The sequence below is a fragment of the Actinomyces bowdenii genome (assembly GCF_017592395.1).
Taxonomy (GTDB): domain Bacteria; phylum Actinomycetota; class Actinomycetes; order Actinomycetales; family Actinomycetaceae; genus Actinomyces; species Actinomyces bowdenii.
In genome coordinates, this window is the sequence record NZ_JAGFOU010000001.1 from 264,932 (window position 1) to 286,400 (window position 21,469).

Annotated in this window: 19 protein-coding genes and 1 riboswitch; of the genes, 8 read left to right on the forward strand and 11 right to left on the reverse strand. The window is 71.3% G+C overall.

Annotated elements, in window-relative coordinates; genetic code table 11:
- Window positions 1–13 precede the first annotated feature (13 nt).
- Both J5X07_RS01085 and J5X07_RS01090 read right to left on the reverse strand, forming a co-directional pair.
- Window positions 14–511 (reverse strand): SRPBCC family protein, encoded by a 498-nt coding sequence (locus tag J5X07_RS01085; protein WP_124934016.1) that lies wholly within the window; start codon window positions 509–511, stop codon window positions 14–16.
- A gap of 60 nt (window positions 512–571) precedes the next feature.
- A complete protein-coding gene (locus J5X07_RS01090; RefSeq protein WP_124934017.1) occupies window positions 572–1,021 on the reverse strand; it encodes a DUF5979 domain-containing protein in 450 nt (149 codons plus the stop codon).
- A 256-nt stretch (window positions 1,022–1,277) separates the two neighbouring features.
- Between J5X07_RS01090 and J5X07_RS01095 the strand changes: the two genes are divergently transcribed.
- The 4 genes from J5X07_RS01095 (at window position 1,278) to J5X07_RS01110 (ending at window position 6,016) form a co-directional block, all read left to right on the forward strand.
- Window positions 1,278–1,427 carry a hypothetical protein gene (locus J5X07_RS01095; RefSeq protein ID WP_185732043.1) on the forward strand — a complete coding sequence of 50 codons (150 nt, stop codon included), beginning with the start codon at window positions 1,278–1,280 and terminating at the stop codon, window positions 1,425–1,427.
- Between the two features lie 4 nt (window positions 1,428–1,431).
- On the forward strand, window positions 1,432–3,084 hold the full coding sequence (locus tag J5X07_RS01100) for a sensor histidine kinase (RefSeq protein ID WP_208478376.1): 1,653 nt from the start codon (window positions 1,432–1,434) through the stop codon (window positions 3,082–3,084).
- Window positions 3,081–4,604 (forward strand): SLC13 family permease, encoded by a 1,524-nt coding sequence (locus J5X07_RS01105; protein ID WP_124934019.1) that lies wholly within the window; start codon window positions 3,081–3,083, stop codon window positions 4,602–4,604. The genes J5X07_RS01100 and J5X07_RS01105 overlap by 4 nt, the downstream gene beginning before the upstream one ends.
- Window positions 4,605–4,819: 215 nt before the next feature.
- A complete protein-coding gene (locus J5X07_RS01110; RefSeq protein ID WP_124934020.1) occupies window positions 4,820–6,016 on the forward strand; it encodes a glycerate kinase in 1,197 nt (398 codons plus the stop codon).
- 226 nt (window positions 6,017–6,242) lie between these two features.
- Here J5X07_RS01110 and J5X07_RS01115 read toward each other — a convergent pair whose 3' ends face one another.
- From J5X07_RS01115 to J5X07_RS01125, 3 genes are all read right to left on the reverse strand, one after another.
- Window positions 6,243–7,085: a MetQ/NlpA family ABC transporter substrate-binding protein gene (locus J5X07_RS01115; RefSeq protein WP_124934021.1), complete on the reverse strand. Its 843-nt coding sequence runs from the start codon at window positions 7,083–7,085 to the stop codon at window positions 6,243–6,245.
- Window positions 7,086–7,228: 143 nt separating this feature from the next.
- Complete coding sequence (locus J5X07_RS01120) at window positions 7,229–7,960, reverse strand: methionine ABC transporter permease (protein ID WP_124934022.1); 732 nt, start codon at window positions 7,958–7,960, stop codon at window positions 7,229–7,231.
- Window positions 7,957–9,033, reverse strand: coding sequence for a methionine ABC transporter ATP-binding protein (locus J5X07_RS01125; protein WP_208478377.1), 1,077 nt, complete (start codon window positions 9,031–9,033; stop codon window positions 7,957–7,959). The genes J5X07_RS01120 and J5X07_RS01125 overlap by 4 nt, the downstream gene beginning before the upstream one ends.
- A riboswitch (SAM riboswitch) is annotated at window positions 9,027–9,116 on the reverse strand. (Overlaps the previous gene by 7 nt.)
- A 280-nt stretch (window positions 9,117–9,396) precedes the next feature.
- On the opposite strand from J5X07_RS01125, the gene J5X07_RS01130 reads away from it, so the two are divergent.
- Window positions 9,397–10,437: an alpha/beta hydrolase gene (locus tag J5X07_RS01130; protein WP_208478378.1), complete on the forward strand. Its 1,041-nt coding sequence runs from the start codon at window positions 9,397–9,399 to the stop codon at window positions 10,435–10,437.
- A 50-nt stretch (window positions 10,438–10,487) separates the two neighbouring features.
- Here the strand turns inward: J5X07_RS01130 and J5X07_RS01135 are convergent, their stop codons facing one another.
- Window positions 10,488–11,066: a low molecular weight protein-tyrosine-phosphatase gene (locus tag J5X07_RS01135; protein ID WP_208478379.1), complete on the reverse strand. Its 579-nt coding sequence runs from the start codon at window positions 11,064–11,066 to the stop codon at window positions 10,488–10,490.
- A gap of 281 nt (window positions 11,067–11,347) precedes the next feature.
- Between J5X07_RS01135 and J5X07_RS01140 the strand changes: the two genes are divergently transcribed.
- Together J5X07_RS01140 and J5X07_RS01145 are read left to right on the forward strand one after the other, a co-directional pair.
- Complete coding sequence (locus J5X07_RS01140; protein WP_208478380.1) at window positions 11,348–12,298, forward strand: endonuclease domain-containing protein; 951 nt, start codon at window positions 11,348–11,350, stop codon at window positions 12,296–12,298.
- Between the two features lie 166 nt (window positions 12,299–12,464).
- The gene (locus J5X07_RS01145; RefSeq protein ID WP_208478381.1) at window positions 12,465–14,192 is read left to right on the forward strand and encodes a DUF885 domain-containing protein; all 1,728 of its coding nucleotides are present in this window, start codon (window positions 12,465–12,467) and stop codon (window positions 14,190–14,192) included.
- 63 nt (window positions 14,193–14,255) lie between these two features.
- On the opposite strand, the gene J5X07_RS01150 is transcribed toward J5X07_RS01145, so the two are convergent.
- The 5 genes from J5X07_RS01150 to J5X07_RS01170 all read right to left on the reverse strand — a co-directional run bounded on the left by J5X07_RS01150 (window position 14,256) and on the right by J5X07_RS01170 (window position 20,018).
- Window positions 14,256–15,626: an amidohydrolase gene (locus J5X07_RS01150; RefSeq protein ID WP_208478382.1), complete on the reverse strand. Its 1,371-nt coding sequence runs from the start codon at window positions 15,624–15,626 to the stop codon at window positions 14,256–14,258.
- 124 nt (window positions 15,627–15,750) lie between these two features.
- Window positions 15,751–17,178, reverse strand: a complete 1,428-nt coding sequence (gene efeB, locus J5X07_RS01155; RefSeq protein ID WP_481736479.1) for an iron uptake transporter deferrochelatase/peroxidase subunit — start codon at window positions 17,176–17,178, stop codon at window positions 15,751–15,753.
- Between the two features lie 36 nt (window positions 17,179–17,214).
- The gene (efeO, locus tag J5X07_RS01160; protein WP_208478403.1) at window positions 17,215–18,540 is read right to left on the reverse strand and encodes an iron uptake system protein EfeO; all 1,326 of its coding nucleotides are present in this window, start codon (window positions 18,538–18,540) and stop codon (window positions 17,215–17,217) included.
- A gap of 121 nt (window positions 18,541–18,661) precedes the next feature.
- A complete protein-coding gene (gene efeU / locus J5X07_RS01165; protein WP_208478383.1) occupies window positions 18,662–19,540 on the reverse strand; it encodes an iron uptake transporter permease EfeU in 879 nt (292 codons plus the stop codon).
- A 247-nt stretch (window positions 19,541–19,787) separates the two neighbouring features.
- On the reverse strand, window positions 19,788–20,018 hold the full coding sequence (locus J5X07_RS01170; RefSeq protein WP_124934031.1) for a hypothetical protein: 231 nt from the start codon (window positions 20,016–20,018) through the stop codon (window positions 19,788–19,790).
- Window positions 20,019–20,280: 262 nt separating this feature from the next.
- On the opposite strand from J5X07_RS01170, the gene J5X07_RS01175 reads away from it, so the two are divergent.
- Entirely contained in the window at window positions 20,281–21,447 is a 1,167-nt protein-coding gene (locus J5X07_RS01175) for a hypothetical protein (protein WP_208478384.1), read from the forward strand.
- Window positions 21,448–21,469 lie beyond the last annotated feature (22 nt).

Consider the following 21,469-nt stretch of genomic DNA (forward strand, 5'->3'; position numbering starts at 1 on the left):
CCCGCCGCCCCGATCAGCCCCCGGACCCAGGGCCCCGCTCCAGGCGCGACCACAGCCCGACCCAGGCCGGGTGCCTGGCGGGGCGCCGCACCCGGCCGGTAGCCTCGCGCTCGGCGTTGTCCAGCAGATCCTCGATGACGGCGTCGTGCAGCGGCTCCACGACCAGGGGGAAGAGCGCGCGCATCGCACCGCGCGCCCGGCCCAGCAGGATGTGGCGCATTCGGCAGCGGTCCTCCCCCAGGGCCTCCACGGCGAGCTCATGGATCCCCGAGATGCCGGTGGCGGGGTGGAACACGAAGCGCACTCTCCTGCCCGGCTCATACTCCACCACCCGGTAGCGGATGGGGCCGTGCCCGCCGTCAGCGCCCACGGCCAGCGGGCGGTCCAGCACCATGGGGGTCCAGCTCCCAGCCGGCCACAGGCGGTCGCCGTCCCGGCCCAGCCCGTCAAGCAGAGGGGCCAGGACCGAGGCCGGGGCCTGGATCGTGCGCTCATGAATGTTGCGGATCATCGGGCCCCCTTCCACGCCCACACTACCGTCCCGGGCCAGTCGCCGGTGAGGGGCCGCCCCTCAGCGGGCCGCCCGGTAGTCGATCTCGACCACGGCAGGCGTCGGGCCGCCGCCCGCGGTACCGGCGATGACCACTGAGCTCCCGGCCGCCTCCCGGCCCTGCTCGGGCTCGACGACGTATCCGGGCAGGGCCAGCTCCTCGGCGTCGGCCATCACCGTGCAGCGGGTCCCCACGGGGAAGGCCCCCTCGATGAGCGTCGGCGCGCCCGAGCCCCGGGCGCTGACCGTGCCCGCCTGGCCATCGGTGCAGGTGTAGTCCAGCAGGTAGTCCCGTACCAGCGCCGCCGGCGCCCCCGTGACGCGCACCGAGACCTGCAGGTCGCCAGTGCGCACCGCCTGCGCCCGGGCCGGGATCACCACGGCCAGGAGCACCACCATCGCTCCCACGAAGACCACCAGGACGAACCGGTGCCTGTCCAGCGCTCCCCTGAGCCGGGCAGTCAATCCCATCAAGCCGCCGCTTCCCTTTCTTCCACTCCTCCCCGCCGGGCACGTCCAGCGGGAGGCAGAGGCTATGCCCGCCCCTGGGCGGCCGGCAATGCGCCCACGGCGCTCGTTCCCAACTCTTGACTCAAACGTGACGGCTTCATGACCGCGGGGCCCCGGAGCCGCACGCGTCCACTGACGCCGTCACCCGCCCTCTACATAAGAAAACACTAAAGCTGATCTCGGGCAGCCCTGCACCGATCCGGGCAGGATGGAGGACATGAACAGCGCACGCCGTATTCTCGCTCTCGCCGCCGTCATGCTCATCCCCGTCCTGCTGGCGCTGGCCGCAGAGAGCCTGGCCTTCATGCCGGGCCCGCCCCAGGCGCCCGACGCCGTCCACCTCAGTGGCGGCGCGCAGGGGGGTTGATCCCATGCCCACCACCGTGCAGAGCGCCTCCTCCCCGAGAACCGACGGCTCCCGCATCCCCGCACGGCTGCGCATCGTGGCCTGGATGCTGTTCGTGGTCGCGCTGGGACTGGTGACCATGGTCGTCTCCGTGCGCTCCACCCTCATGGCCGACATCGCCCAGAGGGCCAATGAGGAGGTGACCCAGGAGGTCACCGAGCTCCAGCGCTTCGCCGCCACCGGGCTCGACCCCGCCACCTCCAAGCCCTTCACCTCCACGACCAGCCTGGTCGAGGTCTTCCTGTCCCGCCAGCAGTTCGCCGAGCACGAGTCCGTCGTCGTGGTCAACCACTCCACCGGGAAGGCGGAGCAGTTGTCGGGCGAGGGCACCCCCAGGCTCGACCTGAGCCTGTCCGACCCCTTGTTCACCCAGATGATCCAGTCCCCCTCGGGAGCCATCGAGTACGGCAACGGGGAGATCCGCTGGGCCCGGGTCGAGCTCCAGCCGGAGGACCCCCAGCAGCACCTGTCCTTCATCGCCATCAGCTTCACCGGGCCGCACGTGAGCACGCTCAACTCCACGATCTGGCTCATGGTGGGAATCGGCGCCGCCGTCCTGATCCTCACCGGGCTCATCGGCCTGCTCGTCTCCCGGCAGATCCTGCGCCCCCTGCGCACCCTGGGGGAGGCGGCGCGCTCCATCACCGAGCAGGACCTCACCCACCGCCTGCCCGTCCACGGCCGCGACGACATCGCCACCCTGACCTCATCCTTCAACGGGATGCTCGACCGCCTGGAGGAGGCCTTCGCCAGCCAGGCCCACTTCGTCACACGCGCCCACCATGAGCTCGCCGAGCCGCTGGCCGCCATGGACGCACAGCTCGCGGCCGCGCCCGCAACCCGTCAGAACCTGGCGCAGCGCTCGACGATCGCCGGTCTTCTCGGGGTCCTCGACGATCTGCACACCCTGGCCCAGGCCGAGCGCCGCGACTTCGTGCACCCCCACCAGCGGGTTGAGGTCCTGGAGCTGGCCGGCACCCTGCAGGCCGACCTGGAGGCGCAGGCCCCCGGGCGCTGGCGCCCCCAGGTCCTGGCGGCGGGCACCGCGGCCCTCGATGCCCAGCGGATCCGCCAGGCCGTGTCCCACCTGGCCCGCAACGCCCTCCAGCACGGGGGCACCGGCCCCCTCCAGCTGCGTGTCGCGCCGACGACGGACGGCTACGGCCGCAGCGGCCTGGAGATCTCGGTGACGGACGACGGTCCCGGGGTCGGCACGGAGGACGTCGCCTGGCTCTTCGAGCGCTTCACCCAGGTCGAGGACGCAGAGCCGCAGCGCGGCGCCGGCCTGGGCCTGGCGATCGTGCGCGCGATCGCGGACGCCCATGACGGCACGGTCTTCATCCAGTCCGACCCCGGGCAGGGGGCCACCGTGGGCATCCGCATCCCGGCGGGCCCGGACTGGTCGCTGCGCCGGCACGAGGAGGCCGATCCGGCCCCGGGCGCCGCCGGCATCCCGGCAGGCGCCCAGCCACGGCGCGCGGGGGCCACGGCCTGCCGGACCGCCCCGGCGGCGGTGCGCCCGGCGCCCTCGGCCCGCATCCCCGCGCCCCCGCCGTCGGCGCGCCCGGATCCGCCGGTGCCGCCCCGGCCCGGCCCCGGCACGGGAGGCGTGTCATGACGATCCTCGAGACCCTGCCGCTCTCACTGGTCCCCGACCCCGAGCAGGAGGACGCGCGAGGGCGGAGCCTGCCCTGGGGCCGCATCCTGCCCTCCGCGGTCGCCCTGGCACTGTGCCTGGGCGTCGCCGCCGCCCACCTGCTCACGCCCGCAGGGCCATCGGTGCAGGCGACCATCACGCTGATCATCTTCATCACGGCCGTCTGGGCCTGGGCCTTCACCAGGGTCGACGACACCTATGTGTCCCTGGGCGCGGGCACTGCCCTGGTGCTCAGCGGCTCCCTGAGCCCGGAGGACCTGTTCTCCAGCCTCGGCGATGACACGATCTGGCTACTCGTGGCCGCCTTCGTCATCGCCGTGGGCGTGACGGCCTCGGGCCTGACCGCCCGGGCCGCCGCCTGGCTGGTCACCGGCACCAACCGGCCCCGAGTCCTCTTCCACCTCATCACCGCCGCGATCGTGGGCACGGTCTTCGCGGCGCCCTCCACCTCGGGGCGGGCGGCCCTGCTGCTGCCGGTCTTCGTGGCCATCGCCAAGGCGCTGCGGGCGCGGCCCCAGGATGACGAGGGGCTGCGCCGGGCCCGAGCCCGCCTGGTCCACGCCCTGTCCCTGCTCTTCCCCACAGTCATCCTGCTCTCAGCGGTCGGCTCCTTCCTGGGCGCGGGGGCGCACCTGGTGACCGCGCATATCGTGGCCTCGGCCGGCGGGAGGGAGTTCTCCTTCGCCAGCTGGCTGCTGCTGGGCCTGCCCCTGGCGGCCCTGTCCAGCCACCTGGCGGCCGAGCTCATCCTGGCCCTGTTCACCAAGCGGTCGGATATGCGCCGGCGCGTGAGCATCGATCTGCACGACCTGGCCGCGGACTCCCCCACACCGCTGACCGGCCCCCTGACCCAGGCGGAGAACCGGGCGGCCCTCCTGCTGGGCACGGTGGTGGTCCTGTGGTGCACCGAGTCCCTGCACGGCGTCGACCCGGCGATCGTGGCCCTGGTGGGGGTGCTGGTGACGGCCCTTCCCGGCTACGGAGCGGTGTCCTTGAAGAAGGCGTTGAGCAAGGCGCCCTGGTCCCTGCTGGTCTTCATGGCCGCGACCCTGGCCATGGGGGACGCCCTGGTGAGCACCGGCGCGGCCCAGTGGGTGGCCTCCACGGCCTTCACCGCCCTGTCGATCAGCTCCCCATGGCCCTTCATGGTGGCCGTGGTCCTGCTCTCGACGGCGGCCCATCTGGTCATCCAGTCCCGCTCGGCCCGCTCCGCGGTGCTGGTGCCCATCGTGGTGGCCCTGGCCCCCGCCGTCGGCGTGGATCCGGCGGCCGCGGCCTTCGCCTCGACAGCGGCGGCGGGCTTCTGCCACACGCTTCCCTCCTCGGCCAAGCCGGTGGCCATGTTCGCCTCCGCCGAGGAGATCGAGACCTTCACGCCGGCCGACCTGCGGCGCCTGTCGCTCATCCTGGGGCCCGTCACGGCCCTGCTGGTCCTGGCCTGCAGCGCCTGGCTCTGGCCGCTGCTGGGCCTGAGCTGGTAGCGGCGCGGGCCCCGCCGCCCATCGCGCCTCCGGCACCCACCGGCAGCCGCCCCGCAGCCACGACGACCGCGCCCTGCTGGCTCCCCGGCCGCACCACCGACCGATCCCCCAACTGAGTCACTGCCCGGACCACCGCCCGAGACCGTCCACCGCCTCCGATGAGACCGCATCCGACACCGACGCATCCGCAACCGCTCGAACCACTGGAGGATTCCATGTCCACGACCATTCCCACACGTATCGTCATCGCCCCCTCCGGCTTCAAGGAGAGCCTGTCCCCCGAGGAGGTCTGCCAGTCGGTGTCCCGCGGTGTGCGCCGGGTCCTGCCCGGCGCCGTCGTCAGCGAGCTCCCGCTGGTCGACGGCGGGGAGGGCTCGGCCGCCACCATGGCCCGCGCCACCGGCGGCGAGCTGGTGGCGGCGCGCGTGACCGGGCCGGTGGGCCGGCCCGTAACCTCACACCTGGCCCGGCTCGGGGGCGCCTCGAAGGGCACCTGGCTCATCGAGATGGCGGCGGCCGCCGGGCTGCGCCTGGTGCCCGCCGATGTGCGCGACCCGGGCGCGACCACCACTCGCGGCGTGGGCGAGCTCATCGCGGTGGCGCTCGATGCCGGGGCGCGCCGCATCATCATCGGCTGCGGGGATTCGGGGACCTGCGACGGCGGGGCCGGGGCGCTGGTGGCCCTGGGCGCCCGGCTGCTGGACGCCCGGGGCGGGGAGCTCGAGCCCACCGGCAGCAACCTGGCGCGGGTGGAGCGCATCGACACCTCGGGCATGGACCCCCGCCTGGCCGGCACAGAGATCCTGGTGGCGGGCAATATGCACAATCTCCTCACCGGGGAGCGCGGGGTGGCCCGGGTCTTCGGCCCGCAGAAGGGGGCCACGCCCGAGCAGGTCGAGGCCCTGGATGCCGGGCTGGCGCACTGGGCGGGGCTGCTGGCCGGCGCCTTCCCCGAGCAGGTGGCAGGACGCGACCTGCTGACCGGGCCGGGAACGGGGGCCTCTGGCGGCCTGGGGGCCGGGCTCGCGGCGGGCACCGGTGCCCAGCTGCTCTCCCGGTTCGAGGTGTTCATGGATGCCGAGCGCTGCGGCATGGATGTGGACGGGCTCATCGCCCAGGCGGATCTGGTCCTCACCGCCGAGGGGGCGGTGGACTTCCAGACCCCCCGCGGGAAGATCCCGGCCGAGGTGGCGCGCCGGGCCAAGCGGGCGGGCAAGCCGGTGATCGCCCTGGCGGGCACGATCGGCCGGGGCGCGGCGGATGTCCATGCCGCCGGGATCGATGCGGTGGCGGGGATGATCCCGGCTCCCATGGATCTCGGGGAGGCGGTGGACCGGGCGGAGGAGCTCCTGGCCGACGCGACCGAGCGCACCCTGCGCCTGGTGCTGCTGGGCGCCGCCATGGCGGCCTGAGCCCCGCCCACCCCTGCCCGTTGCACATCTTCAACTATCGACCGGCCAGCGGAGGCGCATGATTGCGCGGTTCGCCCAGGCGCTCGCTTCCGATTCGGCGCTGAAGATGTGCAGCGCAGGCGCCGTTGCACATCTTCAGCCGCGACGCCGACGCATCCATGCGGAGAAGTCGGGGCCGCCGCCCCGGAAGGGGCCTGAAGATGTGCAACGGCGGGAGGAGCGGCCCTCAGAAGGCGGGCAGGACGGAGCCGTCGGTCCAGGTCTCCTGGATGAAGGAGCGCACCTCCTCGCGGTTGAGCAGCTCGGCGAGCTTCTTGAGGTCGGCGTTGTCCTTGTCCTCCGTGCGCACCACCAGCTGGTTGACGTAGGGGCTGTTCTCCGCCTTCTCCAGCTCCAGGGCGTCCTTGCTGGGCACCAGGCCCGCCTCGATGGCGTAGTTGCCGTTGATGACGGCGGCATCCGCGTCCTGCATGGAGCGGGCCACCTGGGCCCCGTCAACGGTGGTGAAGGTGAGGTTCTTGGGGTTGGAGGTGATGTCGGTGTCCGCCGGCTGCTCCACGGCGGCGTCGAGCTCGATGAGCCCGGCCTGGGCCAGGAGCTTGAGGCCGCGGGCGGTGTTGGCCGGGTCGGAGTTGAGGATGATCTCGCCGCCCGAGGGGATCTCCTCCACTGAGGAGGCCTTGGAGGAGTACAGGCCCAGGGGCTCGATGTGGACATCGGAGATGGCCACGAAGTCGAAGCCCTTGTCCTTGATCTGCTGGGCCAGGTAGTTGGGGGTCTGGAAGAAGTTGGCGGCCAGGGAGCCGTCATCCAGGGAGGTGTTGGGCGTCTGGTAGTCGTTGATCTCCACGATGTCCAGGCTGATGCCCGAGCCCTCCACCAGGTTGTCCTGGACGAACTGGAGGATGGTGACGTGGGGCTGGGGGGAGGCGCCCACGGAGATGACCGAGGTCTCGCCCTCCTTGGTGATGCCGCTGACGCCGGAGTCCGAGCCGCAGGCGGCCAGGGTGGCGCCGACGGCGGCGACCAGGCCGACGGAGAAGGTGCGACGGGTGATGGTTGCGGACATGGGGGTTCCTTTCGGGGCAGGGCCTGCCGCCCGGGATGGAGCGGCCTGGTGGGCGGGTGGTGCCCACCGCCGTGGGGCGGGGCCGGGCTTGGGGTCGTGATGATGCTGGGCCGGTGCCTGCGGCTCTCCGGCTGGCGGGCGCCTCAGCGGTGGTCCACCAGCCGGCTGAGCATGTCGCCGACCACCTGGATGGCGGCGACGATGAGCAGGATGAGCACGACGGTGATGACCATGACGTCGAGCTGGTAGCGCTGGTAGCCGTACTGGATGGCCAGGTCGCCCAGGCCGCCGCCGCCCACGGCCCCGGCCATGGCCGAGTAGCTGAGCAGGGTGATGATGGTGACGGTGGCCGCCTGGATGAGGGTGGGCAGGGCCTCCCTCACCAGGACGCCCCAGGTGATCTGGCGCTCGGAGGCGCCCATCATGAGGGCGGCCTCCACCTTGCCGTGCTCGACGTTGCCCACCGCGGTCTCCACCAGGCGGGCGTAGAAGGGGATGGCCCCGATGGTCAGGGGCACGCAGGCGGCCTGCCATCCCAGGGAGGTGCCGACGATGAGGCGGGTGAGGGGGACGATGGCCACCATGAGGATGATGAAGGGCATGGAGCGGCCGATGTTGACCAGTTGGGAGAGCACCATGTTGACCCCCGCGTTGGCGTGCAGCCCCCGCTTGCCGGTGGCCACCAGCGCCAGGCCGAGCAGCAGCCCGAACAGGATGGTCAGCGCCCCGGAGACGAAGGTCATCTGGAGGGTCTGGGCGGTGGCGAGCCCGAGCTTGCGCTGGATGACCGGGTTGTCGAACCAGGTGCTGGAGCTCTTGGCCGCCCCCAGGAGGAGCCGGGAGGCCAGGGGGCCGGTGGCGGTCAGGGCACTCATGGGCGGACCTCCGCGGTGATTCCGGCCTGGCGCAGGGCGGTGACGGCGCTCTCGACGTCGTGGGCCGGGACGGTGATGGCCAGGCGGCCGATCTGGGCGGCGCCGATGGTCTCGAAGACCCCGGCGGCGATGTCGCCGCCGAGCTCGGCCACCATGGACATGAGGGCCACTGCGGCGGGCTGGCCCGGGTGGGCGGTGACGGAGACGTCGATGACGCCGTGCCCCTGGGGGACGGAGCCCTCGGGAACCGCCGGGAAGGGGACGATCTCGCGCGAGAGCCGGGAGCCGATGTCGAGGACGACGTCCTCCAGGCGCCCGCCCTCCACGATCCGGCCGGCGTCCAGGAGGCTGACGGAGTCGCAGACCTGGCGCACGACGCTCATCTCGTGGGTGATGATGATGACGGTCAGGCCCAGGGTGTCGCGCACGTCCTTGATGAGGCCGAGGATGGAGCGCGTGGTCTCGGGGTCCAGGGCGCTGGTGGGCTCGTCGCACAGCAGGACGGCGGGGTCGTCGGCCAGGGCGCGGGCGATGCCGACGCGCTGCTTCTGGCCGCCGGAGAGCTGGGAGGGGTAGGAGCCGCCCCGGTCGGCCAGTCCCACCAGGCTGAGCATGCGCGAGACGGTCTGGTGGCGGCTGCCGTGGGGCACGCCGGCGAGCGCCAGCGGGTAGGCGATGTTCTGGGCGGTGGTGCGCTGCTCCAGGAGGTTGGCGTGCTGGAAGACCATGCCGATGCGGCGGCGGGCCTCGCGCAGCTCGCGGGAGGACAGGGCGGTCATGTCCTTGCCCTCGACATAGACATGCCCGGAGGTGGGCCGCTCCAGGGAGGTCAGGCAGCGCACGAGGGTGGACTTGCCCGCCCCGGAGGTGCCGACGATGCCGTGGATGGAGCCGGGGGCGACGTCGAGGCTCAGGCCGTTGAGGGCGTGCACCGGGTCACGGCCGCGCAACTGGTAGACCTTGTGGACCTCGCGCAGGGAGATCGTGGGCTCCGGGGCGCTGGCCGTCGGGGCGGGCGGGTCGGTGCTGTGCTCGTCTAGGGCTGTCTGTGATCGGCTCACGCGCTCCTCCATCGGTCCTGGCGGAAGCACCCTCACCGCGAAGGGGGTTGCTGCAGCGTCGTCGAGCCAGGTCTCTCGGCTGCTCTGGATGGTCGGGTACAAAGTACGCAGAGGAGAACGGGCCAGGCAACTCCCCGCCCCGCCAAGGGACGAAGGTCACGCTTGTCCCGGGGGTGGCGCACCCGAGCCCGCACCCGCGCGATGCCTTCCGACGCTCGGCCCTGCGATGCCTCTCAGCACTGCGGCCACGGACGCCGCGGGCAGCCTGAGCGGGCAGCACGGCCGGGCAGCACGGCCGGGCAGGGGGCGCCGGCGGATGCGGGCGGTACGTGGGGCTGGCGACCCAGGGCCGTCGGCACGTGCTTGGATGGGCCCATGAGCACCGCCTCCGGTCCTTCCGCCCCCGCCACCCCCGCCCCGGCACCGCCGCCTCCGCCGTCGAGCCCCCTGGAGTCGGTGGACATCCTGGGGGAGCCGTGGGTGGCGCGGCGCATCCCGGTGGCCCAGTCGCCCCAGGCGCCCGGCGCCGACCATGCGGTCCTGGTCCACCAGCGCGCTGCGGGCGCCCGCCACCGGCGGGCCGTGCTCTACCTGCACGGGCGCAGCGACTACTTCTTCCAGACCCACCTGGCCCAGGCCTACCTGGATGCCGGCTATGAGTTCTACGCCCTGGACCTGCGCTCCTGCGGCCGCGCGGGCGTCGGCCACCCCTCCCCGCACGATGTGCGAGACCTGCGCGTCCACGATGAGGAGATCGCCGAGGCGCTGCGCATCATCGGCTCCGAGCACGGGCACGCCTCGGTGGTGCTCAACGGCCATTCGACCGGTGGGCTCCAGGCAGCCATCTGGGCGGCGGATCATCCCGGGAGCGTGGATGCGCTGGTGCTCAACTCGCCGTGGCTGGACCTGCGGGGCTCGGCCCTCGTGCGCTCCTACGGGTCGGCCCTGGTGGATCTGATCTCACGGCGGGACCCTGAGCGCGCCATCGATGAGCCGGGCTCGGGCCGCAAGGACAAGCCCCACGCCTACGTCGAGGCCCTGCACCGCGACTGGTCGGGCGAGTGGGACTGGGACCTGGAGCTCAAGCCGCTGGAGTCCTTCCCGGTGCGCGCGGGATTCCTCGCCGGGGTGCGGCGCCTGCACCGCGAGGTGCACCACGGCCTGGGCATCACAGTGCCGATCCTGGTGTGCTGCTCGACGGCGTCGGGGTCGGACAACCCGACCCTGGAGGAGGCCCGGAGCACCGATGTGGTGCTCTCGGTGGAGCAGATCATCGAGCGCGCCTCCTTCCTGGGCGGCGATGTCACGCTCCGCCAGATCCCGGGCGGGTGCCACGACCTGGTGCTCTCGCCCCGACCGGCGCGCGAGGAGTACCTGGAGGCGGTCACCGCCTGGCTGCGGGCCCGACTGGGCTGAGCGCGAGCCGGTCCGGAGCGGCGCTGCGGCACCGGGCCCGGGCCCGCGCCCTACTCCCGGACCCGCTCCTGGAGGAGGGGCGCCAGGGCGCCGCTGACGCGCTCGACCACCTCCAGGGTGTCGAGGAAGTCCGCCGTCGTGCCGTACCAGGGGTCGGGCACGTCGAGGTCCTGACCGCCCTGACCAGGGGCGGCCTGGGGGTCGAAGGAGCGGTACATGCGGATGCGGGAGGCGTCCGCGCCCAGGCGCTCCGCCCGGCGGACCAGCTCCCGGTGGTGGCGCGCAGTCATGGCCAGGAGCAGGTCGGCCTGGAGGATCTCCGCGTCGGTGATGCGATGGGCCCGGTGCTCCCTGATCGTCTGCGCCGCGGCGCCGCTGGTGCAGCCGGCCTCGCGGAGGACGGCGCGGGCGCGCGAGTCCATGGGGTTGCCGCGCTCCTCATCGGAGACGCCGGCGGAGGCCACCTCCGCCTCGCCCAGGACGCCCAGCGCCTCGAGGCGGTCGCGCAGGACCGCCTCGGCCATGGCGGAGCGGCAGATGTTCCCGGTGCACACGGCGATGACCCGGTAGGGCCGGCGGGGTGCGCCGGGCTCGGCGGCGCGGGGCTCGGGCAGGTGGGTCGTGCTCATGGCCCCATCGTGCCCTGCGCCCCGGGCCGCTGCACATCTTCAGACCGGAGGCCGACGGAATCATGCGGGAAAGTCGGGGCCTGCGCGCTCCTACCCCCTTGAAGATGTGCAACGGACCCCGCGCTGCACATCTTGGAGGCCCTATGAGGCGACACTGCTCGGACGATCCGCGGCTTTCCGCCATTCAACCAGATGGACTATTTTTGAAGATGTGCAACGGGGTTATCCACAGGCCTTGCGCAGCCCTTGCAGACCTAACAAGCATCACTAAACATAGGTAAATGACTTCAACAAAGACTGCAAACGCCGTGGATCATCTCCTGGATCAACCTGTCATCCAAGCCATCGCAGCGGCAGGCGGCGCGGCCTACCTCGACGAGATACCGCACTCCGCCCAGGATCTTCGGATCCTCAAGGCCGCCGCGGAGCTCGACCTGCTCTCGCAGACGGCGCCGTCCTTCTTCCAGCTGCCCGGCACTGACAGGCGCACCGTCAATGCCCGACGGTTCCGCGGCCATGTCACCTGCGTGAGTGCCGCCCGGCTCTACGGCTACCCGACCCGGGAGCTCCCTGTGCGGACCCACCTGGCACTCCAGCACAATCACGGCATTCGCAGCACCCGCAGCCGGCCAACCGCGCCGGTGCGCATCCACCGCGAGAGCAGGATCACGCCCGCCATGGTCGAGGGCATCCCGACTGTGGCGCCCACCGAGGCAGTGGCCAGGACCCTCATGTGCCCGGATGTGGAGGGCATCGATGCCCTGGCCGTCCTGGACTCCGCCCTCAACCAGCGCCATGTCACGATCCCCGACCTGGAGGAGCTGCTCCAGGGCCAGTGGGCCAGCAGGGCGCGCCGCCTCATCACTCAAGCCGATCCGCACGCCCGCTCCATCCTGGAGACGATGGCCCGCACCTACGTGGTCCAGGCGGGCTTCAGGGTCCGTACTGGAGTGATCATCGATGGAGTGGGAGAGCTCGACATTCTGGTGGAGGAGCTCCTAGACCTGGAGACGGACGGATTCGCCTTCCACAGCACACCGGAGCAGATGCGCCACGACCACGAGCGCGACCAGCGGCTCATCGCCCGGGGGATCATCCCTCTTCGCCTGGCCTACGAGCACGTGATGAGCGGGAGGGAGTACGTCGTGAGCGCGGTCCGTGGGGCGCTCGCGTCCTTCCAGCGCATGGGCCTGGCCCCCTGCACATCTTCGGGGCCGCCCGCCCAGCCGTGACACCCATGATCCGCGGGATTCCGGGGTCGCGGAGATCCGGACACTGCTGAAGATGTGCAACGGGCCCAGCGCTGCACATCTTCAGACCGGAGGCCGACGGAATCATGCGGGAAAGTCGGGGTCTGCGCGCTCCTACCCCCTTGAAGATGTGCAGTAGGGTGCGGCCATGCCTCATGCCCCCAGTACTCCCGATGCTCCCGCCCCCAGCCGCACGCCCTCGGCGATCGACGCCGTCGCCGAGCAGCATGTCTCCCGGCTGGCGCGCCTGTCACCCGAGTTCGCCACCACGGCGGGGCTGCCGGGGCCCCGCGGCGCCCTGGACGACTACTCCCCCGAGGGCCTGGCGGCCCTCGATGATCTCAACCGCGAGACCCTGGCCGCTCTCGATGGCCTGGAGCCCGCTGATGGGGTCGACGCCGTGACCCTGGCGGCGATGCGCGAGCGCCTGGGGCTGGAGCGCGAGCTGTCCCAAGCCGGGGAGGACCTGCGCGCCCTGAACAACATCACCTCGGCGGTGCAGGCCCTGCGCGACCACTTCGACCTCATGCCCACCGGCACCGCCCAGGACTGGGAGCAGATCGCCTCGGCCCTGGCCGATGTGCCCCGGGCCCTGGCGGGCTACACCCAGTCCCTGCGCCTGGCCGCCTCCCGCGGGGATGTGGCGGCCAGGCGCCAGGTGGAGGCCTGCATCGCCCAGGCCGCGGAGCAGGCGGGCGAGGCCTCCTCCTACACGGCCCTCATCGAGGGCGCACCGGGCGACCTGGAGGCCCCGCTGCGCTCGGCGCTGGGATCCGGGGCGCGGGCGGCCCGGGGCGCCTACGCCGATCTGGCCTCCTTCCTGGCCGAGGAGCTGGCCCCGCAGGCGGGAACGCAGGACGCCGTGGGGCGGGAGCGCTATGAGCGCTTCTCCCGGGAGTTCCTGGGGGCACGGATCGACCTTGATGAGACCTATGAGTGGGGTCGGGCCCGGCTGGCGGATATCGATGCCGCGCAGCGGGCCATCGCTGAGGAGCTCTACGGCCCGGGCACCACCGTGCGCGAGGCCATGGAGCGCCTCGACGCGGACCCGGCGCGCATGCTGCACGGCACGCAGGCGCTCCAGGCCTGGATGCAGCGCACCTCCGATGAGGCGATCGCGGCGCTCGACGGCGTCCACTTCGACATCCCCGCCCCGCTGCGCGCCCTGGAGTGCCGGATCGCGCCGAGCACCACGGGCGGCATCTACTACACGGGGCCCTCGGATGACTTCTCCCGCCCGGGCCGCATGTGGTGGTCGGTGCCCAAGGGCACCGAGGAGTTCTCCACCTGGCAGGAGCGCACCACGGTGTTCCACGAGGGGGTTCCCGGCCATCACCTCCAGGTGGGGATGCAGACCTACCTGCGCGAGGAGCTCAACACCTGGCGCCGCCAGTGCTGCTGGGTCTCGGGGCACGGCGAGGGCTGGGCCCTGTACGCCGAGCAGCTGATGGCGGATCTGGGCTTCCAGGAGGATCCGGCCGACCGCCTGGGGATGCTCGACGCGCAGCGGCTGCGGGCGGCGCGCGTGGTGCTGGACATCGGGGTGCACCTGGGCAAGCGCCGTCCCCCCGAGCTGGCGGGCCTGGAGGGCGTGGGCGAGGGCCTCTGGGATGAGGGCTCGGCCTGGGCCTTCCTGCGCCACAACACGGCCATGCGGGAGTCCTTCCTGCGCTTCGAGCTGGACCGCTACCTGGGCTGGCCGGGGCAGGCGCCCTCCTATGCGGTGGGGCAGCGCCTGTGGGAGGGCATCCGGGAGGCGGACCGGGCCGCGGCGGTGGCGCGCGGGGAGGAGTTCTCGCTCAAGGACTTCCACACCCGGGCCCTGCGCCTGGGCAGTGTGGGCCTGGACGTCATGCGCGAGGCCCTGACCGCCTGAGGCGGCGCACTGCGCCGGCCGGGCCGCCCCCGGCCGGCGCGGGCCCACCGGGCCGAGCCCCGGTCACTGGTCCGGGCGCCCCTCCTGCCAGAACCCCTCGACGTCGACGACGCCGCTGGCCTCGAAGTCGGCGCGCACGGCCCGGCGCAGGCCCGCGTCGTGCAGCCAGTCCAGGGCGACGGCGGCCAGCCCGTAGGCGCCGTCGACGGCGGCCCGGTCCCCGGTGGCCGAGCCGGCGGCCCGGGCCATCTCGCGGGTGTGGAGAGCGACGTCGGGGCCGTCGGTGACCTTGATGAGGGGGTGGATGCCGGGGACGCGCTGGGAGATGTTGCCGAAGTCGGTGCCGGCGGCGATGGTCTCGGGCAGGACGCCGGCGGGCAGGGGCTCGCGGCCGCGCTCGCGCTGGGAGCGCACCCAGGCGGCCAGGAGCGGGCCGTTGTCGCGCACGGGCATCTCGTTGGAGTGGGGGTCGGTGGTGATCTCGACGCCGGTGCCGGTCATGAGGGCGGCCCCGTGGAGGAGCTCCTCGACGCGGGTGACGAGGTCCTTGAGGGTCTCGGGGTACTTCGAGCGCACCATGATGGATAGTTCGGCGCGCTCGGGCACGATGTTGGGCACGCGCCCACCGTCGGCGACGACGGCGTGGAGGCGGTCCATGGGCAGGATCTGCTGGCGCAGCAGGCCCAGACCGGTGAGGGCCAGGGTGGCGGCGTCCAGGGCGTTGCGGCCCATGAAGGGCTGGGAGGAGGCGTGGGCGGGCACGCCGTGGAAGGCGGCGCTCAGGCGGCGCACCCCCAGCCAGGTCTGGTGGGTGAGGTCGTGGGCGTAGGAGTGGGTCTGGATGGCGGCGTCGATGCCCTCGAGCATGCCGCGCACGGCGAGGATCTCCTTGGCGGTGGAGTTCTCCTCAGCGGGGGTGGTCTGGAGGATGACGCGGCCGGGCAGGGTGCCGGGCCGCTCGGCCTCGAGGGCGGCCAGGGCCAGGAAGGCGCCGGTGGAGTTGGCGCACATGACGTTGTGGCCGCAGCCGTGGCCGATGTCGGGCAGGGCGTCGTACTCGCACAGGATGGCGATGGTGCCGGCGGGGCCGGAGCCGATGCCAGCGCGCAGGGCGGTGTCCATGCCGTAGACGCCGACGGCGGGCTCAATGCCGTGGTCGCGCAGGAGGCCGGCGACGGCGGCGACGGCGTGGTGCTCCTGGTAGCCGGTCTCGGGGTGGTCGTGGATGTCGTGGGACAGCTCGACGATCCGGGGGGCGAGCCGCTCAATGGCCTCGGCGAGGCGGGAGCGCAGGGGCGCCGGGGCGCCGGCGCCGTCCTGGAGGGCCGTGGCCGGGCCGGCCGCGGCGGAGCGCTCGGCGGTCTCGGCGGCCATGCGCTCCTGGATGGCGCGGCTGGGAGTGGTGGGGCGGGTGAGGTCGGTCAGGTCGCGCATGGGGCCATCATGCTCCTGCGCGCTCCTGCACGGGAGGACCGCCCTGGTGGAGCCGCCGCGGGCTCCGGGCCATGGCCGCATGCGGTGCCCCACCGCCACGGGGCGTGGGGCGCCGCATGCGCGCTCAGTCGAACAGCGCCTGGCCCACCATGGTCTCGCCGTCCTTGATGCCCCGTGGCACGGCGAACAGCGCCGAGCCCAGGTGCTGGAGGTACTCCTCCAGGGCATCGGTCTGCGTCATGCGGTCCAGAATGGGGTAGAAGTTGGTGCGCGGGTCGCGCACGAAGGCCACGAAGAACAGCCCCGTCTCCAGGCGCCCCAGGGTGTCGTTGCCCTCGGTGTAGTTGTACCCGCGGCGCAGCATCCGCCGCCCCTGGTTGCGCTCGGGGGCGACGACGGCGATGTGGGAGTCCGCGGGCACCAGCGCCTCGCCGTCCTCGCCCGTGGCCTCGTAGTCCACCGTGGTGAACTCCTGGGAGGACTCGGTGGGGTCGACGACGCTCAGCGGCGCCCCGTAGCGCTTGTCGCGCCCCATGATCTGCTCCTGCTCGATGAGCCGGATGCGGTCCCAGATCTCGGCGAACATGTGGATCTTGCGGGCCACATAGTAGGTGCCGCCCGCCATCCAGTCCGCGGCCCCGTCGTCACCGGGCTGCACCCACAGGTGCTCGTCGAGCTCGGAGGCCTCGTCCTCGGCCTTGATGTTGTTGGTGCCGTCCTTGAAGCCGAAGAGGTTGCGGGGCGTCTCCTGCTCCACGGAGGTCGAGGAGGTGCGGCCGTAGCCGATCTGGCTCCACTTGAGGGTGGCGGTGCCGAAGGCGATCCGCGTGAGGTTGCGGATGGCGTGGACGCATACCTGGGCGTCATTGGAGCAGGCCTGGATGAGCAAGTCCCCGTAGCTCTGGCTGGCGCTGAGCTGCTCGTGGGCGAAGGTCGGCATGCCCTCGTCGAGGATGCCGGGCAGCCTGCCCGCCAGGCCGAAGCGGTCCCGGCCCTCCTCATCGACGAACAGGCTCTTGCCGAAGCCGAAGGTGATGGTCAGGCCATTGGGCTTGTAGCCCCAGACCTCGCCGGTGTCCTTGGGCGGCATCTGCTTGTTCGCACTGGGCTCCCCGCCCACCAGCTCTCCGGCGCACATCTGCTCGGCAGCCACCGTCCACTCGGTCAGGAGGGCCTTGAGCTCCTCGACATCCGTGGTGGAGACGGTGAAGGCGGCGGTGAACATGTTGTCCTGGGCGGGGGTGAGGATGCCCGCCTGCCGCTCGCCCCGGAAGGGGTAGACGGTGAGGATCGTGTCGTCGGCGGCCCTCTGGGAGGAGACCCAGGCCCGCCCCCCGGCCACGCCCGCCAGCCCCGCCAGCGCCGCGCCGAGGCCGGCGCTGGTGAAGATGGTGCGGCGGTTGGCCATCCGCCGGCTGGGGGTCTGCTCCTCGGCCGGTCCCCCGGCCGGGTCGGCTGCCGGCTCCTGCGCCGGGCTGCCGGCGCTCAGGGGCTGCTCGGCCTCACCGGTTCCGACGGGCTGGGAGGCGCCCGACGACGGCTGACCACTCACTGCTGTCTCCTCCTTCCGGGGTGATCTCGGCCGCGCTCAGTGCAGGACCTTGCTGGCCACCTGCGAGAGCGACTCGCTCAGGGCGTTGACGGCGTCGGAGAACTTGCGCTGCACATCGGTGTAGTCGGTGTCGGCGGGCTTCTCCCCGGCGTCCTTCTGGACGGCGGCGATCGTGGAGTAGTCCACGTAGGCGACCTGGCCCTCGGAGCTCTTGGACTCGTGGGGGGTGAGCAGGTCCTCGACGGCCTTGAACTGCTTCTCGATCTTGTCGGCGAGATCCGGGTCGTTCTGAACCACGATGTCCTTGACGTTGCCGAAGGCCACCTGGGCGCCCTCGACATTGGCCTTGAAGTCGTAGAGGTCGGTGTGGGAGAAGGTCTCCTCCTCGCCCACGATCTTGGTCAGGGCGACCTCCTCCATGAGGGTGGAGGCGCCGGTGGCCACGTCGGTCAGCTCCAGGGCGAAGTCCTTGTCGCCGGCGCCCTTGATCTTGCCGTAGACCAGGTCGTAGAGGGACTGGGTGTCGGTGTTGAGCTGGTCGGCGATCTTCTTGCGCGCCGCGTCGTCGGCGAACTTGAAGGTGCTGGAGGCGTCCGTGATCCACAGGTCGGCCTCGATGCGGTGCCAGCCGGTCCAGCCCTCGATGACGCTGGCGTCGGTCACGGGCTTGCCGGCGTCGGCGGCCAGGTCCTGGATGCGCAGGTCCAGGGCGGCGTCGAGGTCGCCGGCCTCCTCGATGCCGAAGGCCTCGGCGGTGGGCTCGATGCGCTCGTAGTACTGGCGGGCCAGGGGGTAGAGGGTCTTGGCCTTCTCGGCGTCGCCGGAGAGGTAGACCTCGACGAACTCCTGGGTGGCGGTCAGCAGTTGGCCGACCTGGTCGCGCACGTAGGCGGTGTAGTTCTTGACGGCCTCCTCCTCCAGCTTGGCGATGTCGTCGCTGACGGCGACCTCCTGGCCGGGGGTGATGGTCAGCTCGGTGACGCCCTTGAGCTCGCCGACCATGTTGGGCTTGGAGGCGCCGTAGTAGGTGCCCTCCTTCAGGGCGGTGGTCAGTGTGGCGGTGGTGCCGGGGCCGATGCTCTCCTGCTCGGAGACGATCTGGAGCTTGTCGTCGGTGAGGACCTCGAACTCGTTGGGGACGGTGCCCTGGTTGGTGATGGTGAAGGTGACCAGGCCGGCGGGGAAGGAGACCGGGGAGATCTCGCAGCCGTCGTCGGTGATGGTGACCGTGACGGCCTGGGCCCCCGCGGAGGCCGAGGCCCCCGAGCCGGTGGAGTTCCTGGGGTTGTCGGCGCAGGCGGCCAGTCCCAGGGCGGTGAGCGGGAGCAGGGTGAGCAGGCTGCGGCGCTTGATGCTCGGGATCGACATCTGTCTTCCTTCGGTCGGAGGTGTGATTCGGTCGGATGGTGCGGGTGGCGGGACGGCCGGCGCGCGGCGGACCTCGCGGCGCCGCCGTGCGCCTAAGGTGGTCCTCAGGTGGTTCTCAGGTGGTCGAGGGCTGCGGGGAGGTGACGGCGCCGGCGCTGCGGGGCCGGGTACCGCGGATCTTCCGCGTCAGCAGGATGAGGGCGGGGACGATGTAGAGCGCCCAGCCCACGACCTGGAGCACGGTGGGCTGGAGGTTGACCTGGAACATGGCGTTGAGGACCACGTAGAGCCAGTACAGGGGGGAGCTGGGCGCGGGCAGCTGGGCGGACAGGTCCCAGGCGTGGTTCATGATGCCCGGCAGGACGCTGGCCTCCTGGAAATCGCCGACGCCGTAGGCGACGATGCCCGCCGCGACCACCACCAGGAAGTACCCGGTGACGGCGAAGAACAGGTGGAAGTTGATGCGCACGGCACCCAGGTAGATGAGGCAGCCCAGCACGATGCCCAGCGCGAGCCCGGTGACCACCCCCAGCGTGGTCTGGATGGTCGAGTTCTCGATGCTGGAGCGCACGGTGGCCCAGACGAACAGGGCGGTCTCCACCCCCTCGCGCCCCACGGCGATGATGGCGATCCACACCACCCCCCACCCGGAGGCGCGCTCGGCTAGGCTCCTGGACAGGGAGGACTCCAGCCCCTGCCTCATCTCCCGGGCGTTGCGGCCCATCCAGAAGATCATCCAGGTGACCATGCCCACGGCGATGAAGGACAGGGTGCCGCCGAGGATCTCCTGGGCCTGGAAGGTCAGGGTCTTGGGGCCCCAGGTCAGGACCGCTCCCACGCTCAGGGGGATGAGGGCCGCCAGCCCGACGCCGATCCACAGCTTGGGCAGCACGTCCCGGCGCCCCGTCTTGACCAGGTAGGCGACCAGGATGCTGACGACGAGGGCGGCCTCCAGGCCTTCTCGCAGGGCGATGAGCAGGTTGGCGAGGAACACCCGATCTCCATGTCATATCTGGACAAATACAAGCAAGGCAAGCCTAGCCTAGGCTGTCGGGAGTCAACAAGCAGGCCGCCCGTCCTGGCCGGCCCGGGCCGCGGAGCCCGCCCGCGACGGGCGGGGCCCTCGGGCTGGGAGACCCTCCCGCCGTGACCCGACCGTGATCGGGTGATAGCCTCCTGCCTTGTCCCGCACGTCCCATCGAGCATGAGGGCATCATGAGCAGCTTGCAGTGGAGTCACAGTCAGGCCTCCAGCGCCACCAACAGTTTCGACCTGGCGAGCGCCAACATCAGTGGTGATTCGGTGAGCTCCCCGTCGGGGTGCGGCTGGTCGGTCTCTGCGACGGCCACCGTGGTGTCCAACCTCCAGTCGGCCCTGTCCGGCTTGCAGTCGACGATCCCCTCCTTGTCCAGCAGCCTGTCCGCGGCGGACAGCAGCCTGTCGACGGCGGACTCGCAGGCGGCGATGTGCACGCCGGCATCCTCAATGGGCCGGCCCTCGCTCGTGGGACCCCAGGCGCCCTCCTGGACAACCCCTCCGGGCCCTTCGGCCAGATCCGGCCAGGGCCCCGGTGCTGGAGGAGTCGCGCCTCAGTCGAGCACCGCAGTGCCGGGACGCTCGTCGTCGTCTCGGGGTCCCCGCACCACCAGGTTGGACCCTCTGCGCAACTACTAGAGGTGCAGCCGCGGCCGTCGACGGCAGTCATCGAACCCACAGGTAGTGAGGGAGGTTGCTATGAGCATCGATACGCATCTTGACGCCACGCCCAGCGATATCAGGTCCTCCGCGACTGATATCGGCACCATTAAGACGCACGTGGATTCCTGCGAGGACAACCTCATCAGCGGGCGCACCGCCCTGTGCGAGTTGGAGGGGCTGTCTGCTGGGAGCGCGACCACGACAGCTTCTCAGGCGATCACCTCCTGTGAGGATCTTGTGGCGGACCTGGGCAGCTACAAGACCGCTCTGGAGAACTTCGCCTCGTCCCTGGATGCGGTCAAGGCGAGTCTTGCGGATATTCGGGATCGGGCGACCGCGGGAGGCCTCTCGCTGTCGGGGGAGCTCATTAACGAGCCGACCAGCTCCTTCCCTGACGGCCCGGACCCAGCTAACGCCGAGCAGGTGCAGCAGGACGGCGACGAGCAGGCGAAGATCGCCCTGTACAACACATTGGAGACCGAGACCAGTGACATTCGCACCAAGGAGACGGAGGCGCGCCAGACCTTCTCGGACGCCTGCGCAGCCATCACGGGGGAGAACAATCCATTTGTGAATGCAGTGCTGCCCTCCCTCAATGGTGGCAGTTGGATGGTTGCGGCAAGCATCATCTCATGGGGTGTCGACCGAGCCGATAATATCACCACTGCCGCACAAGGCCTTAGTCTTCACCAAGGCAAAGCCAATCTAGAATGGACAAATTCCAAGGGAAAGCCTATCGCCCATCACGGAGCCCACAATGGGCGGCCCGTCGGCAGAATTCGTCACGCGCTGCACGACAGCAAGTTGGAGAATTGGAAGCTCCCAACCAGCGCCAAGGGAACCACAGCAGCGAAGATCGCCAATGCTGCCAGTAGAGCCCAACCTGCCCTGAAATGGGCGGGACGAGGAAGCACCGTGCTGTCATTTGCTACGAGCGCTTATGGCCAGTGGCAGAAGGACTCTCATAACCCCTCGCTAGGAGAAGGAGAAAAGGTAGCCCGCGCGGGGACTAAAGGCGCATTCTCGGCTGCTGGAGCTTGGGGCGGAGCCACTCTCGGAGCAAAGGGAGGCGCAGCGATCGGCGTATGCATCGGGGGTCCCGCCGGCGCAGCCATCGGCGGCGTCATTGGCGGAGTCGTTGGCGGAATAATCGGATCACAGGCAGGAGATTCGATCGCCAACACGGTTCTCAATTGGTTCTAGCAACATCACTATACGGGTAGAA

What these genes read in the sequence shown, in the direction of transcription:
- J5X07_RS01090 (WP_124934017.1), bottom strand. Translation starts at nt 1,021, where the DNA reads ATGGGATTGACTGCCCGGCTCAGGGGAGCGCTGGACAGGCACCGGTTC.
- J5X07_RS01120 (WP_124934022.1), bottom strand. Translation starts at nt 7,960, where the DNA reads ATGAGTGCCCTGACCGCCACCGGCCCCCTGGCCTCCCGGCTCCTCCTG.
- J5X07_RS01125 (WP_208478377.1), bottom strand. Translation starts at nt 9,033, where the DNA reads ATGGAGGAGCGCGTGAGCCGATCACAGACAGCCCTAGACGAGCACAGC.
- J5X07_RS01115 (WP_124934021.1), bottom strand. Translation starts at nt 7,085, where the DNA reads ATGTCCGCAACCATCACCCGTCGCACCTTCTCCGTCGGCCTGGTCGCC.
- J5X07_RS01130 (WP_208478378.1), top strand. Translation starts at nt 9,397, where the DNA reads ATGAGCACCGCCTCCGGTCCTTCCGCCCCCGCCACCCCCGCCCCGGCA.
- J5X07_RS01145 (WP_208478381.1), top strand. Translation starts at nt 12,465, where the DNA reads ATGCCTCATGCCCCCAGTACTCCCGATGCTCCCGCCCCCAGCCGCACG.
- J5X07_RS01085 (WP_124934016.1), bottom strand. Translation starts at nt 511, where the DNA reads ATGATCCGCAACATTCATGAGCGCACGATCCAGGCCCCGGCCTCGGTC.
- J5X07_RS01175 (WP_208478384.1), top strand. Translation starts at nt 20,281, where the DNA reads ATGAGCATCGATACGCATCTTGACGCCACGCCCAGCGATATCAGGTCC.
- J5X07_RS01150 (WP_208478382.1), bottom strand. Translation starts at nt 15,626, where the DNA reads ATGCGCGACCTGACCGACCTCACCCGCCCCACCACTCCCAGCCGCGCC.
- J5X07_RS01100 (WP_208478376.1), top strand. Translation starts at nt 1,432, where the DNA reads ATGCCCACCACCGTGCAGAGCGCCTCCTCCCCGAGAACCGACGGCTCC.
- J5X07_RS01105 (WP_124934019.1), top strand. Translation starts at nt 3,081, where the DNA reads ATGACGATCCTCGAGACCCTGCCGCTCTCACTGGTCCCCGACCCCGAG.
- J5X07_RS01110 (WP_124934020.1), top strand. Translation starts at nt 4,820, where the DNA reads ATGTCCACGACCATTCCCACACGTATCGTCATCGCCCCCTCCGGCTTC.
- J5X07_RS01140 (WP_208478380.1), top strand. Translation starts at nt 11,348, where the DNA reads ATGACTTCAACAAAGACTGCAAACGCCGTGGATCATCTCCTGGATCAA.
- J5X07_RS01135 (WP_208478379.1), bottom strand. Translation starts at nt 11,066, where the DNA reads ATGAGCACGACCCACCTGCCCGAGCCCCGCGCCGCCGAGCCCGGCGCA.
- J5X07_RS01095 (WP_185732043.1), top strand. Translation starts at nt 1,278, where the DNA reads ATGAACAGCGCACGCCGTATTCTCGCTCTCGCCGCCGTCATGCTCATC.